This window comes from Chryseobacterium defluvii (genome assembly GCF_014204415.1).
Lineage (GTDB): Bacteria > Bacteroidota > Bacteroidia > Flavobacteriales > Weeksellaceae > Chryseobacterium > Chryseobacterium defluvii_A.
The window spans coordinates 58,017-75,492 of the sequence record NZ_JACHLE010000001.1; the positions used below are offsets into that span (position 1 = coordinate 58,017).

At 36.2% G+C, this 17,476-nt stretch carries 15 protein-coding genes and 2 tRNA genes; 16 read left to right on the top strand and 1 reads right to left on the bottom strand.

All coding sequences use genetic code 11. The annotated features are described in order from the left end of the window. The first annotated feature begins 1 nt into the window (after position 1). The 14 genes from HNP38_RS00285 to HNP38_RS00350 all read left to right on the top strand — a co-directional run bounded on the left by HNP38_RS00285 (position 2) and on the right by HNP38_RS00350 (position 12,273). Positions 2-1,714: a S8 family serine peptidase gene (locus HNP38_RS00285; protein WP_184182691.1), complete on the top strand. Its 1,713-nt coding sequence runs from the start codon at positions 2-4 to the stop codon at positions 1,712-1,714. A 118-nt stretch (positions 1,715-1,832) separates the two neighbouring features. Beyond that, positions 1,833-2,324, top strand: a complete 492-nt coding sequence (locus HNP38_RS00290; protein WP_184182694.1) for a lipocalin family protein — start codon at positions 1,833-1,835, stop codon at positions 2,322-2,324. A 23-nt stretch (positions 2,325-2,347) separates the two neighbouring features. Beyond that, positions 2,348-3,037, top strand: a complete 690-nt coding sequence (locus HNP38_RS00295; protein WP_184182697.1) for an OmpA family protein — start codon at positions 2,348-2,350, stop codon at positions 3,035-3,037. A gap of 107 nt (positions 3,038-3,144) precedes the next feature. After that, positions 3,145-4,032: a decaprenyl-phosphate phosphoribosyltransferase gene (locus HNP38_RS00300; protein WP_184182700.1), complete on the top strand. Its 888-nt coding sequence runs from the start codon at positions 3,145-3,147 to the stop codon at positions 4,030-4,032. Next, positions 4,029-5,345 (top strand): FAD-dependent oxidoreductase, encoded by a 1,317-nt coding sequence (locus HNP38_RS00305; RefSeq protein ID WP_184182703.1) that lies wholly within the window; start codon positions 4,029-4,031, stop codon positions 5,343-5,345. The genes HNP38_RS00300 and HNP38_RS00305 overlap by 4 nt, the downstream gene beginning before the upstream one ends. Before the next feature lie 3 nt (positions 5,346-5,348). Further along, positions 5,349-6,074, top strand: a complete 726-nt coding sequence (locus tag HNP38_RS00310) for an SDR family NAD(P)-dependent oxidoreductase (protein WP_184182706.1) — start codon at positions 5,349-5,351, stop codon at positions 6,072-6,074. A 6-nt stretch (positions 6,075-6,080) separates the two neighbouring features. Next, positions 6,081-6,668: an HAD family hydrolase gene (locus tag HNP38_RS00315; protein ID WP_184182709.1), complete on the top strand. Its 588-nt coding sequence runs from the start codon at positions 6,081-6,083 to the stop codon at positions 6,666-6,668. Between the two features lie 104 nt (positions 6,669-6,772). After that, positions 6,773-7,165 (top strand): hypothetical protein, encoded by a 393-nt coding sequence (locus tag HNP38_RS00320; protein WP_228460884.1) that lies wholly within the window; start codon positions 6,773-6,775, stop codon positions 7,163-7,165. Between the two features lies 1 nt (position 7,166). Further along, positions 7,167-8,339 carry a cysteine desulfurase family protein gene (locus HNP38_RS00325; protein WP_184182716.1) on the top strand — a complete coding sequence of 391 codons (1,173 nt, stop codon included), beginning with the start codon at positions 7,167-7,169 and terminating at the stop codon, positions 8,337-8,339. Positions 8,340-8,406: 67 nt separating this feature from the next. Further along, positions 8,407-8,724 carry a thioredoxin gene (gene trxA, locus HNP38_RS00330; RefSeq protein WP_121461284.1) on the top strand — a complete coding sequence of 106 codons (318 nt, stop codon included), beginning with the start codon at positions 8,407-8,409 and terminating at the stop codon, positions 8,722-8,724. A 126-nt stretch (positions 8,725-8,850) separates the two neighbouring features. After that, a tRNA-Asp gene (locus tag HNP38_RS00335) sits at positions 8,851-8,924 on the top strand. Between the two features lie 32 nt (positions 8,925-8,956). Further along, a tRNA-Asp gene (locus tag HNP38_RS00340) sits at positions 8,957-9,030 on the top strand. A 483-nt stretch (positions 9,031-9,513) separates the two neighbouring features. Beyond that, the gene (locus HNP38_RS00345; protein WP_184182720.1) at positions 9,514-11,064 is read left to right on the top strand and encodes a type I restriction-modification system subunit M; all 1,551 of its coding nucleotides are present in this window, start codon (positions 9,514-9,516) and stop codon (positions 11,062-11,064) included. Between the two features lie 48 nt (positions 11,065-11,112). After that, positions 11,113-12,273 carry a restriction endonuclease subunit S gene (locus HNP38_RS00350; protein ID WP_228460886.1) on the top strand — a complete coding sequence of 387 codons (1,161 nt, stop codon included), beginning with the start codon at positions 11,113-11,115 and terminating at the stop codon, positions 12,271-12,273. A 3-nt stretch (positions 12,274-12,276) separates the two neighbouring features. Here HNP38_RS00350 and HNP38_RS00355 read toward each other — a convergent pair whose 3' ends face one another. After that, positions 12,277-13,458, bottom strand: coding sequence for a restriction endonuclease subunit S (locus tag HNP38_RS00355; RefSeq protein ID WP_184182723.1), 1,182 nt, complete (start codon positions 13,456-13,458; stop codon positions 12,277-12,279). A 128-nt stretch (positions 13,459-13,586) separates the two neighbouring features. Between HNP38_RS00355 and HNP38_RS00360 the strand changes: the two genes are divergently transcribed. Both HNP38_RS00360 and HNP38_RS00365 read left to right on the top strand, forming a co-directional pair. Next, positions 13,587-14,510 carry a tyrosine-type recombinase/integrase gene (locus tag HNP38_RS00360; RefSeq protein ID WP_184182726.1) on the top strand — a complete coding sequence of 308 codons (924 nt, stop codon included), beginning with the start codon at positions 13,587-13,589 and terminating at the stop codon, positions 14,508-14,510. A gap of 88 nt (positions 14,511-14,598) precedes the next feature. Then, positions 14,599-17,466 carry a type I restriction endonuclease subunit R gene (locus HNP38_RS00365; RefSeq protein WP_184182729.1) on the top strand — a complete coding sequence of 956 codons (2,868 nt, stop codon included), beginning with the start codon at positions 14,599-14,601 and terminating at the stop codon, positions 17,464-17,466. Positions 17,467-17,476 lie beyond the last annotated feature (10 nt).

Here is a 17,476-nt window from a genome sequence, read left to right on the forward strand (position 1 = left end):
CATGAAAAAGGTATTATTAGCAGCTGTTTTTTTAGCAGGATTTAATTTTTCTTTCGCCCAGGAAGCACAAACAAAGAATGTTGATCCTGGCAAGGATAAAGACCTTATGACGTGGTACCATAAAGATTTTGCCACGGCAAAAGTATATGGAGTAAATACAGAAAATGCATATAAATTTCTGGAATCCAAAGGTTTAAAACCATCTACTGTTGTAGTAGGGGTTTTGGATAGCGGAGTTCAGGTAGATCACCCGGGATTGGTAAAGAATATCTGGACGAATCCAAACGAAGTACCTAATAATGGGAAGGATGATGACGGAAACGGATATATTGATGATGTACATGGATGGAATTTCATAGGAGGTAAAAATGGGGATATTAGTGTCGATAATATGGAGATCACCAGAGTGGTGGCCAAGTATAAACCTGTTTTCGAAGGAGATGATTCTACAAAGAACAAAGCCAATCAGGCTAAAATGCCGGAAGAGTTTGCCATGTATATGAAGTCTAAAGAGCTTTATAGCAAAAAAAGTATTGAAGGCAAACAGGCTCTGAAAACCTATACCATGATCAATGAGATCATTCCTAATATGGTAAAGCTATTGGGAGGCAAATCCGTAACCGCTGAAAATATTGCTGCTATAAAAGCTCCTACCGATCAAAAGGATGCTATCGCTTACCAGATTTTGGGCCAGGTGTCCCAAAGCCCGGAATTTAAAGGAAAATCTGCTGCTGAGTTTGAAAAAAGTATGAAAGAGCAGATGAAAGAAGCAATCGATCATTACGAACCTCAGGCTAAGCAGTACGATCTGAACTATGATCCTAGAAAAGAAATCGTAGGAGATAACTATGATGATTATTCGGAAAAAGGGTATGGAAACAATCATTATGAAGGGCCGGACGCAGAACACGGGACCCATGTTGCCGGGATCATTGCAGGACTTCCTCAGGGAAAAGAGATCCAGTACGGGGTGGCCTCAAAAGTGGCAAAGATCATGTCTGTAAGAACAGTTCCGAATGGTGATGAAAGAGATAAAGATGTGGCCAACGCCATCAGATATGCTGTAGACAACGGAGCTAAAATTTTAAATATGAGTTTTGGCAAGCCGGTTTCTCCGGGTAAAAATGTAGTATGGGATGCTTTCAAATATGCCCAGGATAAAGGAGTCCTTTTGGTGAAAGCAGCAGGAAATGAGAATGAAGATGTTTCGGAACACTTGGCTTATCCTACCAACTTTAAGAACGTAACGGATGAAAAACCGTTTGTGAACAACGTAATTGTAGTAGGAGCAAGTACCAACAGAAATAACGAGCTGAGAGCAGGCTTCTCCAATTTCAACAAAAAAATGGTGAACGTATTTGCACCGGGTGAAGAAATCTACTCCACAGTTCCGAAGAATGAATACAAATACCTTCAGGGAACTTCTATGGCATCTCCGGTCGTAGCAGGGGCAGCAGCGGTTTTATTATCCTATATGCCGGGCTTGAAACCGGATCAGATCATTGAATCTCTTGTAAAATCAAGCAATCCGAATACGGAAAATCAGTTTGGCGATTTTTCCCAGTCGGGAGGTGTTATCGATCTGAAAAAAGCGGCAGAATATGCATATGCTAATTTTTACAATGCAAAATCTGTAAAATCTTCAGCTCCTAAAAAAGCGGTAAAACCCGTAAAAAAAGCACAGAAGCCTGCAGGAAAAGCAATAAAGTTATAAAATAGTAAACAGATACTGAATTTAAAACGGAAAAAGTCCCGATTTTCGGGACTTTTTCCGTTTTTTTATGATTTTGGCACGGTTTTTTGTAACTTTATTGTATTAATAATAAACAGATATGAAAAAGTTACTACTTGCAGGAATGTTGGGGACTTCGCTCTTTGCAGTGTCTTGTTCCACAGTTAAGAAAGCAGAAACATCTCAGAATCAGAGATCGGAATTCCTAAAGCTAAAAGGAGACTGGGAGATCGTAAGCATCGATTATGATAAACAGTACAAAATCAAACCATTTGATGAGGGTGCTGACGCTCAGTGCTTTGTGGGCAGTCATTGGAGACTGATCCCTAATAACTATTCAGGGGCATATACCTTAAAAGGCGGTGGAGCATGTCCGGCACTTACACAGCCAATTAAATTTGAAATAAAAAGTGGAAACACTTTCATGTTCAAAAAAATAATGGCTGATACAAAAGCCAAGCAAAATACAGTAGGATACTCTCTGAATGTGATTGACCAGACTACAGACCAGTTTTCGCTTGAACAGAATGTTCCGTTCGATGGAAGCACGGTGAGAGTTGTTTATAACTTTCAGAGAACAGGAATGAAATAATTAAAACTAATAAATATTACAAAATGAAATTTAACAAAACATATATAGGAGCTCTTTTTTTGTCATCAGCTTTATTGTTAACCAGTTGTGAGGCAGTTCAAAACTCAAATCACCAGCAAAGAGGTACAGCAGTAGGAGCTGCTTCAGGAGCAGTGATCGGAGGTATTTTAGGAAATAATGTAGGGAAAGGTAAGAATGCCGCACTAGGTGCCGTATTAGGTGGAATTATAGGAGGTGTTGCAGGAAATGTGATCGGTTCTAAGATGGATAAGCAGGCTAAAGAAATTAAAGAAACTTTACCGGGAGCTGAGGTGGAAAGAGTGGGAGACGGTATTAAAATTACCATGAGCGAAAGCATTGTCAACTTTGCATTTAACTCTTCAGATCTTACACCAGTGGCAAAAGCCAACTTAGACAAACTTACTCAGGTTCTTATCAATAATCCGGATACCAACATCAATATCTATGGACATACGGACAGCAAAGGTACTGATGAATATAATATGGGGCTTTCCGAAAGAAGAGCCAACTCTGTAAAATCTTATCTGATGGCTAAAGGAATTACATCTGCCAGATTGTTTGCTATGGGTGAAGGGGAAAGCAAGCCTGTGGCTACTAATGATACGGAAGAAGGAAGAGCAAAAAACAGAAGAGTGGAGTTTGCTATTACAGCCAATGAAAAAATGATTAATGAGGCCCAGCAGGGACAATAATTAATTTAACATATAAATATTTTCTTAAAAGACCGCTTCGGCGGTTTTTTTGTATTTTTATACAGGTAAATTTTAAAATCACTATTTTTGCAATTGAAATAGCATAAATGAAGAAATATCTTAAACTACTCCGTGTAGAGCAATGGGTGAAGAACCTTTTTGTTTTTGTTCCCCTTTTCTTTTCAGGCAATATTACCAATCTGGATCTACTTACCAAGAGTATTTTTGCCTTTCTTATTTTTTCGGTTGCGGCCAGTGTCGTTTACATTCTGAATGATTACAACGATATTGAAGCGGATAAAAAGCATCCGGAAAAAAGAAGAAGGCCACTGGCAAGCGGAGCCATTTCAAAATCCAAAGCAATAGGGATCCTGGTGGGGCTGATCATTATGGATATTGCTCTTGTATTCTTGGCACAGGCCTATTTCCATGAAAGCCTTTGGAAGTTTGCAACGATCATAGGGATATATTTCGTAATGAATCTTGCCTATACCTTTAAACTTAAGCATGTTGCCATCATCGATATTTTTATCATTGCCACCGGTTTTGTATTAAGGGTACTTGCAGGAGGATACATTACGGGAATTTCTATTTCACAATGGGCTATACTGCTGACCTTTGTCCTCGCTTTGGTGCTGGCAATAGGAAAAAGAAGGGGAGAGCTTATCAATGCGCAGGTTTCAGGAAAAACGAGAAGAGCTTTGGACGGGTATAATGTCCAGTTTGCAGATATTGCTGTATCTATTTCAGTAACACTGGCTATCGTATGTTACCTGATGTTTACCCTATCTCCCGAAGTTCAGGGAAGGTTCCATGAAAGAGTTTTTTACACGGTTATCTTTGTTGTATTTGCATTTTTAAGATACCTGCAGCAGACTCTTGTTTACAACAGGACGGAGTCTCCTACAAAGATAGTTTACAGAGACAGGTATATACAGGCAACCCTGCTATTGTGGGTTGCCGCGTTTCTCATTCAAATTTATTTTAAAAAATGAAGCCGAATTTTATACAGAAAGTGACCAACTGGGGCAATTTTCCCATAGTGGAAAAAGAAATGAAGGCTGAAGACAGCTTCAAAAAAATAAAAGAATTTGTATTAAGCCATAATGAAGTTATCGCAAGAGGAAACGGAAGATGTTACGGAGATGCTTCATTGGGAGAGCATATATTTTCTACAAAAAGACTCAATAAATTGATCAGTTTCGACCGTCTGAACGGGGTTATTGAATGCGAGTCCGGTGTGTTGCTTTCAGAGGTATTGGAAGTGGCTGTTCCGCAGGGATATTTCCTGTATGTAACTCCGGGAACAAAATTTGTTTCCGTGGGCGGAGCCATCGCATCGGATGTTCATGGAAAGAATCACCATTCGGAAGGTTGCTTTTCCGAGTATGTAATGGAGTTTACCCTGATGAATGAGCATGGAGAAATCATCACATGTTCCCGGGAGGAAAATCCGGATAAATTCTGGGCAACTATCGGAGGAATGGGACTTACGGGAATCATTCTTACAGCAAAATTTAAACTTAAAAATATAGAATCGGCCTATATTCGACAGGAAAGCATAAAAGCTGAAAATCTGGATGAAATCTTCAGGCTGTTTGATGAAAGTGAAAGCTGGACCTATACGGTGGCCTGGATCGATTGTCTGCAGAAGGGCAAAAATATAGGAAGAAGTATTTTGATGAGAGGAGAACATGCTTTTCAGCATGAGCTGCCTCCAAACCTTTCCAGAAACCCTTTAAGGTTGAAAGCAAAATTGCAGCCTACAGTTCCTTTCTACTTTCCTGATTTTGTTTTGAATGCGCTTACCGTAAAGATCTTTAATCTGCTCTACTATAAAAAGCAGGCTAAAAAAGAGATTAAAAACTTCATTGATTACGAAACATTCTTCTATCCTCTGGATGCCATCAATGAATGGAATAAGATCTATGGAAAATCAGGCTTTATCCAGTACCAGATGGTGATCCCTAAAGAAACCGGGAAAGAAGGAATGAAAAAGATCCTTGAAACCATTGCCAACAGCGGAAACGGGTCTTTCCTTGCCGTATTGAAACTTTTCGGGAAAAATAACCCTGAAGCATATAATTCTTTTCCTTTTGAAGGCTATACCTTGGCATTGGATTTTAAAGTCAATTCAAAACTTAAAAAACTTATTGACCAGCTGGATGATATCGTTCAGGAATTCGGAGGAAGGATCTATCTTACCAAAGACAGTATGAGCAGATCGTCTTTGACCAATTATCTTAAAAATATTCAAAATCCTAAATTTGTGTCCTTACAGCACAAAAGAATCATAAATAATAATTAAGCGATGATAGTTTTGGGAAGTACGTCTGAAGTGGCGCAGGCTTTTGTAGAAAAAGCTTTGGAAGAAGGAGAGAAATTCGAGAAAATATACTTATTCACCTCCAGTAAAGAGACCACCGAAAGATTTGCGAGGCATATAGATGTGAAATTTCTACAGCAGTCCGAAGTCATAGAACTAGATCTCCTGAAAGAGGTTGATTATGCTCAGTTTGAAAATATTAATTCTCATATGTTATTTTGTGCCATAGGCTATTTGGGCGAAGGAACGGAAGAAGGGCTGTATGATCATAAGAATACGGAGAAGATCATTGATATTAATTATTCAAAACTGGTTCCCGTAATGAATTATTTTGCCCGGAAGTTCGAAAGCAGAAGATCAGGAACCATCATTGGTTTATCATCAGTAGCCGGAGACCGGGGAAGACAGAGTAATTTTATTTACGGAAGTGCCAAAGCTGCCTTTACGGCTTACCTGAGTGGCTTAAGAAACTACCTTTTTGATAAAAAAGTGCACGTGCTTACAGTAAAACCGGGATTTATGGCCACAAAGATGACCCAAGGCCTGCCGTTGAATCCTAAGCTGACCGCCACTCCGGCACAGGCCGCAGCCTGTATCTATAAAGCCTATAAAAAGCAAAAGAATGTGGCATACGTTTTACCGGTTTGGGGTATTATAATGGTGATTATCAGGAATATCCCTGAATTTATATTCAAGAAATTAAAGCTTTAAATAAAAATGAAGAAACTGTATTGTTTTGATTTTGACGGGACTTTAACGTATAAGGACACTATGTTCATGTACCTTAAATTCTATGATGTTGCAAAATTCCGGATGCAATTTATCAGGCATGTACCGCTTTTCATTTTATTAAAATTAAAACTTGCAGACACCGAAAAGGTAAAAAAAAGTTTCATTGGCTCCATCCTGAAAGGGCAGACCCAGGAAAAAATTGAGCGAAAAGCCCGGGAATTTTTTGAACAGAACTATCCCAGGATCGTTAGGGAAAATGCTTTGGACTTTGTTAAGAATATAGACCGGAATAACACCCAAAGCTTATTGGTTACGGCCTCTCTTGATATATGGACAAAACCTTTTGCAGATGCTTTACAGATGCAGCTTATTTCCACCCGGGCGGAATTTAAAAACGGTATTTTCACCGGGAATTTTATCGGTAAGAATTGCAACGGAAAAGAAAAGCTGGTGAGAATAAAAGAACAGATAGATAAATCCAAATACGATAAAATAGTTGCTTTCGGAGATACCTCCGGGGATAAGCATATGCTTAAGTGGGCAAATGAAGGTCATTACCAATTTTTTCACTAATTTTGGGTAGTAAAAATGAAAAAATGAATAAACTGCTGATTTGGTGTTTTGCAGTCTTTATGAATTGCACAAGTACACCATCCCAATCTCAAAAATCCGGTGATATGCAGACCAAAGCAGAAATTCTTGTTTCGGAATCTCAGGGTGGGACCGGGCAGGCAGGTTTTACAATCATTAAAAACGAACAGGATCTCCGGAAAGCTTTCCAAGGAAACTCCACTATTATTGTAGAAGCAGGTCAGGAACCGGCCATCAACTATCCTCAGCTCCCTAAGAGCAAAAAAGTAATCCTATATAATCTCGGAAGCTTCAGATCAGGAGACCACCGGATCACTGAAATAAAAAACACATACGTGAAAGAGAATATTTTATATGTAGAGGTCCCGCAATACGTCTCGGGTGGTATGGAAATACAGGTGCTTTCCAATCCGTGGATGATCTTTACAGTGCCTTCAGACTATCAGTTCAACTCCGTAGAATTAAAATATTCAAAGTAAAATGGATAAAATATATTTAGATAACGCTGCAACAACCCCTCTTTCAGAAGAAGTTATTGATGCTATGGTTGGGATCATGAAAACGAATTTCGGAAATCCTTCTTCTACCCACAGTTTTGGGCAGGAAGCCAAGATCCTTCTTGAAAATGTGAGAAGACAGATCGCAGATTATCTTCACGTTACTCCCGCTGAAATTATCTTTACTTCCTGTGGGACAGAATCCAATAATATGATCATTAAATCCTGTGTGGAGCATCTTGGCATAGAGAGGATTATTAGTTCTCCTTTGGAGCATAAATGTGTTTCAGAGAGTATCCTGGAGATGAAGAACAGAAAGGGAGTGGAAGTGAATTATATCCGCCCGGATGAGAAAGGTGATATTGACCTTAGTAAACTGGAGGAGCTGTTAAAAGCTTCTGATAAAAAAACTTTGGTGAGCTTAATGCATGCCAACAACGAGATAGGAAATATCATGGATATCAAAAAGGCTGCTGAGATATGTAAAGCTCATAACGCTCTTTTCCATTCTGATACGGTGCAGACCATGGCACATATGGATCTGGATTTTTCCGATGTTGCTGTAGATTTTGCTTCATGCAGTGCCCATAAATTCCATGGACCAAAAGGAGTAGGGTTTGCCTTCATCAGGAAATCAACAGGTTTAAAGGGGATCATCACCGGAGGACCGCAGGAAAGAAGTCTGAGAGCCGGTACTGAGAACGTTGCCGGTATTGCAGGTTTAGGAAAGGCACTGGAGCTTTCCCTTGATAATATGGAGGTATATGCCGGTCATATTCAGGAAATCAAAGATTATGCTATTGAAAGGTTGTCTATGGATATTCCGGGTATTAAATTCAATGGCAGAAGTGCACAGAAAAATAGTCTTTATACTGTTTTAAGTGCCTTATTACCTTATAAAAACCCTTTGATCGGGCTTCAGTTAGACATGAAAGGAATAGCAATATCTCAGGGAAGTGCCTGTTCTTCGGGAGCCTCAAAACCTTCTATGGTCATGATGATGGTATTATCAGAAGATGAAATGGACAGCTGTACCCCATTGCGTATCTCATTCAGTCATTTGACCACAAAAGAGGATATTGATGCTTTAGTAAATGCTCTGAAAGAAATCTCAGATGACCTGGTTATAGAAAAAACAAATGCTGAGCATAGATAACCATATTACTGAAAAGTATTAATTTTGAATTGTGATAAAGTAGAATATTAATTTAAATAAAAATAAAATGGCTTTAGAAATTACAGACAGCTCATTTCAGGAAACGGTTTTAAAATCAGATAAGCCGGTATTAGTAGACTTTTGGGCGGTATGGTGTGGACCCTGCAGAACTTTAGGACCGATCATTGAAGAAGTTGCTGCAGACTTTGAAGGAAAAGCAATCGTAGGAAAGGTGGATGTAGACAATAATCAGGAGATCTCTATGCAATATGGGATCAGGAATATTCCTACGGTTCTGATTTTTAAGAATGGTGAAGTTGTTGACAAATTGGTGGGAGTTGCTCCTAAGGACGTTATCGCTGAAAAGTTAAGTGCACACTTATAAAAAAATAGCTTTGATAATGAATGCCTTCCGGTTATGGGAGGTATTTTTTTATAAAATAATTTGCAGGAAAATAAAAAAGATGTATTTTTGCAAGCACAAAAGAAAAAGAGTTCTTATAAAAAATCAGATCCGGTAGTTCAGTTGGTTAGAATGCCGCCCTGTCACGGCGGAGGTCGCGGGTTCGAGTCCCGTCCGGATCGCATAAGTTTTATCAGTTTACTTCAAAAAAATTGATCCGGTAGTTCAGCTGGTTAGAATGCCGCCCTGTCACGGCGGAGGTCGCGGGTTCGAGTCCCGTCCGGATCGCAGAACTGACAAGTCGCCAATTTGGCGACTTTTTTCATTTATAACTGTTTGATAAACAGAGTTATATCCGCTTACAAACGGGTTCGAGAAGTCCACAATAAAATTATGGGATTTTCGGGGCAATTCTCGAACCGCTTCTTAGAAATTGTCTTTAAATATTTGATAATTAGAGAGATATGTGGTTCGATAAATGTCAGTCGGGTCTATTGAAAAAATTACTAACTTTCCTTTGTTTTTTAGTCTTTACTTATACAGAAAAATAACCATGATAATCCCACTCCATTCGTTTGAGCAGTTTTCTTAAAATTATCGGAATTGTCCTCTAATAAACATATGCTTGTGTATTTTTTTCTTTATCAAATTTTAATTTCTTAAAAAGGATCATAGATTTTTTCTACGAACATAAGCTCTACAAGATAAAAGTTTGCTATTTTAGTGGATTCTTAAGGATTAAAAATCCCTAATCAAATAACGCTTATTTCGATGTCAGAAGAACAAAAGAAAATATTAGAGCAACAGCTCTGGAATATAGCAAATACATTACGTGGAAAAATGAATGCAGATGAATTCCGAGATTATATTTTGGGATTTATTTTTTATAAATATTTAGCTGAAAAAATGGAAATCTATGCGAATTCCATTTTGGAAGAAGATCAAATCCAGTTCAGAGACATCAAAGAAGATACACCTAAAGGTTTAGAATATATTGAAGCTATTCGAGAAGAAGCTCTGGAAACATTGGGTTATTTTTTAAAGCCTTCTGAACTATTTAGCGAAATTACTAAAAGAGGTGATAACAATTTCATTCTTGAAGATTTACAAAAAATTCTAACCAATATCCAACTTAGTACAATGGGAACGCAAAGTGAAGAAGACTTTGAGGACTTGTTCTCTGATATGGATTTGAACAGTAATAATCTGGGTAGAACGGCTGATGCTAGAAATTCACTTATCGTAAAAGTTTTGAAGCATCTTGATGAAATTGACTTCAAATTGAATGATACAGAACTTGATGTATTAGGTGATGCTTATGAATATTTGATAGGTCAGTTTGCGAGCGGTGCAGGAAAAAAAGCTGGGGAGTTTTATACCCCTCAAGAAGTTTCTAAGATTCTCGCAAAGATTGTTACAACAGGTAAAAATCGTTTAAAATCAGTATATGATCCAACTTGTGGTTCAGGATCATTATTATTACGTGTGGCAAGAGAAGTAAAGGATGTCAATAATTTCTACGGACAAGAAATGAACCGTACAACGTACAATCTTGCTCGAATGAATATGATTTTGCATGGAGTGCATTATCGTCAGTTCGATATAAAACAAGAGGATACACTAGAACATCCACAGCATTTAAACGATATGCCATTTGAAGCGATTGTAGCAAACCCTCCTTTTTCAGCGAAATGGAGTGCCAATCCATTATTTTTGAATGATGACCGTTTTAGCCAATATGGAAAATTAGCTCCTTCAAGCAAAGCTGACTTTGCATTTGTGCAACACATGATCTATCATTTGGCAGAGAATGGAACAATGGCTATTGTTCTGCCTCACGGTGTGTTGTTCCGTGGAGCAACAGAACTACACATCCGTAAATACTTGATTGAACAGAAAAATTATTTGGATGCGGTCATCGGCTTGCCTGCCAATATTTTCTACGGAACAAGTATTCCAACCTGTATTCTGGTATTTAAAAAGTGTAAGGAAGATCCTGAACATATCTTATTTATCGATGCCAGCAAAGAATTTGAAAAGGTAAAGAACCAAAATATGTTACGGGATGAACATATCGATAAGATTATAGAAACCTACCGTAACAGAACGACTATTGAAAAATACAGTCACTTAGCTACTTTAAAAGAAGTTGAAGAGAATGACTATAACCTCAATATTCCTCGCTACGTAGATACGTTTGAAGCCGAAGAAGAAATCGATATCCAATCCGTAATGCAAGAAATCAAATCTTTAGAAGTAAAACGAGCTGAACTCGATAAAGAGATTGATGTTTATTTTAAGGAATTAGGGCTTGTTTTTTAATTTTTTTATATCCTTAATGTTTTTACTAACGAAAATTGAATTATTGAGATGGCGAATAAAAAATTAAACATAGGTAAGGTTCCTAATTTGAGATTTCCGGGGTTTGAGAGTGAGTGGGAAACGAAAAAGTTGGGGGAGATTGCCACGTTTTCAAAAGGAAAAGGAATTTCTAAAAGTGATATTGAAGAAAATGGAATTACTGAATGTATAAGATATGGCGAACTTTATACACATTACAGAGAAATCATCACCGAAATAAAATCCAAAACCAATGTAAATACATCTACTTTAGTTTTAAGTGAAGAAAATGATGTCGTCATTCCGGCATCTGGAGAAACAACAATCGATATTGCAACAGCTTCCTGCATTTTGAAGTCTGGGATTGCATTAGGAGGTGATTTGAATATCATCAAGACCGAGAATAATGGAATCTTTTTATCTTATTATCTGAACAGTAAAAAGAAAATGGAAATAGCTAATTTGGCACAGGGTATTTCCGTAGTGCATTTATATTCAAGTCAATTAGCTTCTCTTTCTTTAAGTTTACCAAAACTCAATGAGCAGAGTAAAATTTCTTCATTTTTAGCCTTACTTGACGAAAGAGTTCAAACCCAAAACAAAATAATTCAACAATTAGAAACCTTAATCCAAGCACTCCGAAATCAAATATTCAAACGAAAAAGAAGATTTACAGATACAGACGGGAGAGATTCTTCTGATTGGAAAAAAGTAAAAATTGGAGATATATTGAAAATAGGAAGTGGTAAAGATTACAAACATTTGCAATCTGGTAATATTCCCGTATTTGGTACTGGTGGTTTTATGACTTTGGTTAATGATTATCTTTATGACGGTGAAACCGTTTGTATTGGACGCAAAGGTACAATTGACAAACCTATGTACCATAAGGGTAAACTTTGGACTGTAGATACATTATTCTATACACACTCATTTCAATCTTGCATTCCAAAATTCATATTTCACCTTTTTCAAACAATTAATTGGTTGGAATATAATGAAGCATCAGGAGTACCAAGTTTATCCAAAACAACTATAGAAAAAATCGGTTTGCAAATTCCTTCAATAGAAGAACAAGAAAGAATAGCATCTTTTCTATCCAAAGTTGACCAAAAAATTCAAATTGAAAAAGCAATTTTAGAGCAATTGGAAATGCAAAAGAAATACATGTTACAGCAAATGTTTGTATAGAATTTATATAAACATTTCTTGCAGTAAAAACTTTTTCTGTTCTTCTAGCTTTTTTAAAAGTTGGGTTTCAATATCAACTTTTGAGTCGATAGACAAAAGAAAGTCAGCTATTTTCATCTGTTCATCAATGCTTGGAAAATTAATCTCAATTTTTTCAATTTCTGACTTACTAATTTCTGCGAATGTAGATCCATTTGCTCGTTTTGCCAATTCATATTTATTCATTTTCAGCCAATTGAAAAGAAATATGTTATTACAGTCTTCTTTTGTGATTAAAGATTGAAATCCTTGATTGGTCGTACATTCTTCAAGTGCTATTGATGCTTCGCCTATCGTGGCTCTTGTCGTTAATAATATTGTTCCTTTAGGTAAAAGTTTTGCAGAAGAGTTTTTTAACCCTAATTCGGAAATAGTTCTTTCACTTTTAGAAACGTAATTTGATTTTATTTCAGTCGGTGTGAACCATTGTATATTTCCATTCCAATATTCAGTTTTATTAGTTTCTGGTGTACCTCCTCCAATTATTTCACAGATATCTTGTAGTTTCTTAATTTGCCATTTCTGAAATTCATTCCCCTTATCATCTTTAAATCTTAAATCTTGTGAAAATATCCTTTTAGCAAGTGTATTTTTTAATACACTTAGCTCCTCAATTATTTTGTTTTGGGTTGTTATCCTCTCATCTACCAACGATAGAAAAAATGCTATTTTTTGTTGCTCATTCTCTTTAGGAGTAAATAATTTCTTCGATTTTATTTCGATTGAAGAAATCCCTTTAATTGACGTTCCTTGTACGGCTGATGCAGCCTTTTTCATTTCAACAGAAAGTAAATAAGAAAGAAAAACTCCGTTACATTTAAAGTTTATGATGTTTAAAAAATCCTGACTTGTACATAAACTTTTTTCTGAATATGCAACTTTCCCTACACCGACTCTTGAAACTATTAAGATAATGGGAGCTGAACATAGTTTTGTTGCTGAATTACTAATGGCATCTTCTGTTATGAATCTTGAAATATTCACAGAATGTATATCGCCTTCTGACAAGTCAGAAGAAGAAACCCAAGGGATATTTCCTCTCCAAAAATCTTCATTTGATGATGAGGGGGTTCCTCCTCCCAAAAACTCTCCCAATTCATTCAATTCAGTCACTTCCCACTCACTCTCAAACCCCGGAAATCTCAAATTAGGAACATCGGGATTACAAATCTCTTTAATGCAGATTGAGGAGAGCTTTATCCTCCGATTGAAATACTAACGCATTTAATTCCTTTCTGCTTCCTTTGTCATTTTAAATATTTAATTCAAATAAAATGAACAAAAAACAACTCTCAGAAGTTATCGATCTATGGAAAATAGACAAAAAGCAGTATGTGAAAAAGTCAAGTTTCTCAGCTTATACGTTATTGATTGAAAATCATCTCTTACCTAATTTCGGTAACAAAATTGCGATTGAAGAAGCTGATGTCCAAAGCTTTGTTTTTCAAAAATTGGAAACGGGTTTAAGTCATAAAACAATTAAAGATATTTTAATTGTTCTGAAAATGATTTTAAAATTCGGAGCTAAAAACAAATGGTTACAGTATACCCCTTTTGATATTCAGTTTCCTACTGAACGAGAAAAGCATAATATTGAAGTGCTTACCAAAACCGATCAGAAAAAAATAATGAACTACATACAGGAGCATTTTACATTTAGGAATTTAGGTGTATATATATGTTTAAGTGCAGGGATGCGTATTGGCGAAATATGTGCATTAACCTGGGAAGATGTTGATACAGATAATGGGATTATTAGTGTTAACAGAACCATCCAACGCATTTATGTGATAGAGGGTGGAATTCGTAGAACGGAATTGATTCTGGACACCCCGAAAACTAAAAATTCTATTCGTGAAATTCCGATAAGTAAGGATTTATTAAGAATATTGAAACCTTTTAAAAAGATAGTGAATCCAACCTTTTTTGTACTGACAAACGATGCTAAACCAACAGAACCCAGAACCTACAGAAGCTATTACAAGAACTTAATGGCAGCATTAAAAATGCCGGAGCTTAAATTTCACGGATTAAGGCATAGCTTTGCTACCCGATGTATTGAAAGTAATTGTGATTATAAAACGGTAAGTGTATTATTAGGACACTCTAATATCAGTACAACACTGAATCTTTATGTTCATCCCAATATGGAGCAAAAGAAAAAAGCTATTGAGCAGATGTTTAAGGCTCTTAGATAAGGTTTAAATTATGGATTGGGAGAACTTTATTTTGTTAAATTTGTGCATAGATGGAACGAATAAGATAAACTCCTAATTCATAATTATTTTGAGCAAACAGTCCGAACAAATTTTAGAAGAGCAACTCGTTGCCCAATTACAAAAATTGGGATATAAATACGCTTTTATTGCTGATGAAAAAGCTTTATTGGCGAACCTGAAAACACAGTTAGAAAAGCACAACCATCTACAATTCAGCAACAGTGAATTTGAAAAAGTATTGAATATACTTAACAAAGGTTCTATATTTGAAAAAGCCAAAGTATTGCGTGAAAAAAAACATCATATTATAAGGGATAATGGTGATAACCTGTATTTTGAATTTCTCAATGTAGAACATTGGTGTCAGAACGAATATCAAGTGACTAATCAAATTACACAAGAAGGGAAATATGAAAACCGTTATGATGTTACCTTATTGGTGAATGGGTTGCCTTTGGTGCAAATCGAGCTGAAACGAAGAGGCTTGGAAATGAAAGAAGCATTCAACCAAATCAACCGTTATCAAAAACATAGCTTTGGTGCTGGAAAAGGTTTGTTTCATTTTGTGCAATTATTCGTTATCAGTAACGGTGTAAACACCAAATATTTCAGCAATTTCGGAACACACAAACAGGAATATCTTCAAACTTTTCACTGGACAGACGAACAAAATAATCCATTGAATAATATTTTAAACGGCTTTACCGATTCTTTTTTAGAACCTTGTCATATCAGTAAAATGATCTGTAAATACATCGTGCTGAATGAAACCGATAAACGTCTGATGGTACTTCGGCCATACCAATATTATGCGGTAGAAAGTATTATCAAAAAGGTAAAAGAAAACGAAATACTGAACGGCTATAACATCGAAAAAAATGGCTACATCTGGCATACAACGGGAAGTGGTAAAACCTTAACCAGTTTTAAAGCCAGTCAGATTCTATCCAAAATTCCAGCTATCAAAAAAGTGGTTTTTGTGGTAGATAGAAAAGATTTGGACTATCAAACCAATCAAGAGTATGATAAGTTCAGTAAGGGGTCAGTAAGTTCTGCAACCAATACAGACGATTTGATAAGAAAATTTAACGACCCAAATGTTCGCATCATCGTTACCACTATTCAAAAGCTGAATAATGCAATTTCAGGTAGAAATTTATCGAAAATGAAATCCATTCAGCATGAAAGAATGGTTTTTATCTTTGATGAATGCCATCGTTCTCAATTTGGTGATACCCACAAAAATATTGTCAATTATTTTACCAATATTCAACTATTTGGCTTTACAGGTACTCCTATTTTGGCAGAGAATGCGGATGGAGAAAAAACAACAGCGAGTTTGTTTGGGAAATGTCTACATAAATATGTGATTACAGATGCTATACGTGATGAGAATGTATTGAAATTCTCGGTTGAGTACATTCAAACCTTTAAGCAGAAAGAACATATTGTTGACTTAAAAGTAGAGCAAATTAACGAAACAGAAGTTTTTGAAGCTCCTGAACGAAAGGAGGCAATTGTGGATTACATCATTCAATACCACAATCAGAAAACGCAAAACAGAAAATTTTGTGCAATGATGTGTATACAGGACATTGATTCGGTCATTCAATACTATGAAATTTTCAAGCGTAAAAAACAAGATGAACAACACGATTTAAAAATAGCAACTATTTTTAGCTTTGCTCAGAACGAAGAGGAAATGGAAGATTCGGTTTATTCCCAATTGGGAATGGTTGCCGAACCACAAGCAGCATACGGCTACAAGCCTCATCGTAGAGAATTATTAGAAACGTATGTGCAAGACTTTAATGAATTATTTGGAGAGAAACAGAACGTAAAAGATACCGAAGGATTTTACAATTATTACAATGCAGTAGCAAAGAAGTCAAAGCAAAATGAGACAGATATTTTGTTGGTTGCCAATATGTTTTTGACAGGATTTGACAGTAAGTATTTAAACACCTTATATGTTGATAAAAATTTGAAATACCATGGATTGATACAAGCATTTAGCCGTACCAATCGTATTCTGGATAAGAATAAAACACAGGGAAATATAGTGTGCTTTCGAAACCTGAAAGACAAGACAGACGAAGCCATTGCTTTATTCAGTAACAAAGAAGCAATTGATGAAATCATAGTGGAACCCTACGAAGCGTATGTAGAAAAGTTTAATGAAGCCACACAGAAATTATTAGAAATCGTTCCAGAAGTAGTATCTGTTGACGGGCTATATTCGGAAGAAGATCAGCTACAGTTTATTTTGGCTTTCCGTGCTATGATGCGTTTACACAAAAAAATGAGTCATTATACCGAATTTACTTGGGATGATTTACAGATGGAGGAACAGCTTTTTGCAGATTACACCAGTAAGTATTTGGATTTAAAGGAAAGACTTGATCCTACTGATCCTTCTAAAAAAACATCTATTCTCAATGATATAGATTTTGAATTGGAATTGATAAGACGTGATACGATCAATGTAACTTACATACTCCAGTTATTAATTAAATTCAAGTCGAAACATAGTACAAAAGACAAAGAAAGTATTGAAAAAGATATTTTCAATTTATTGAACACCGAAGTCTCGTTAAGAAGTAAAAGAGAATTGATTGAAAAATTTATTCAAGAAAGCTTACCACATATTGAAGATACGGATACCATTCCCGAAGAATTTGAAAAATTCTGGAATGTAGAGCAGGAAAAGGCACTCCAAGAACTAGTCAAGACAGAAAATCTTTCTGAAGAAAAAACGGAAAGACTGATAGAGAATTATTTATTTACAGAACGTGAACCTTTGCGAAAAGAGATTTTAGATTTACGAAAAGAAGGAAGACCGAGTGTTTTAAAATCTAAGGAAATTGGAGACCGTATTCTAAATAAAATTTTAGGATTCGTAGATACTTTCGTTAATGGGATAGCTGGAAATTAATTTTAACCTC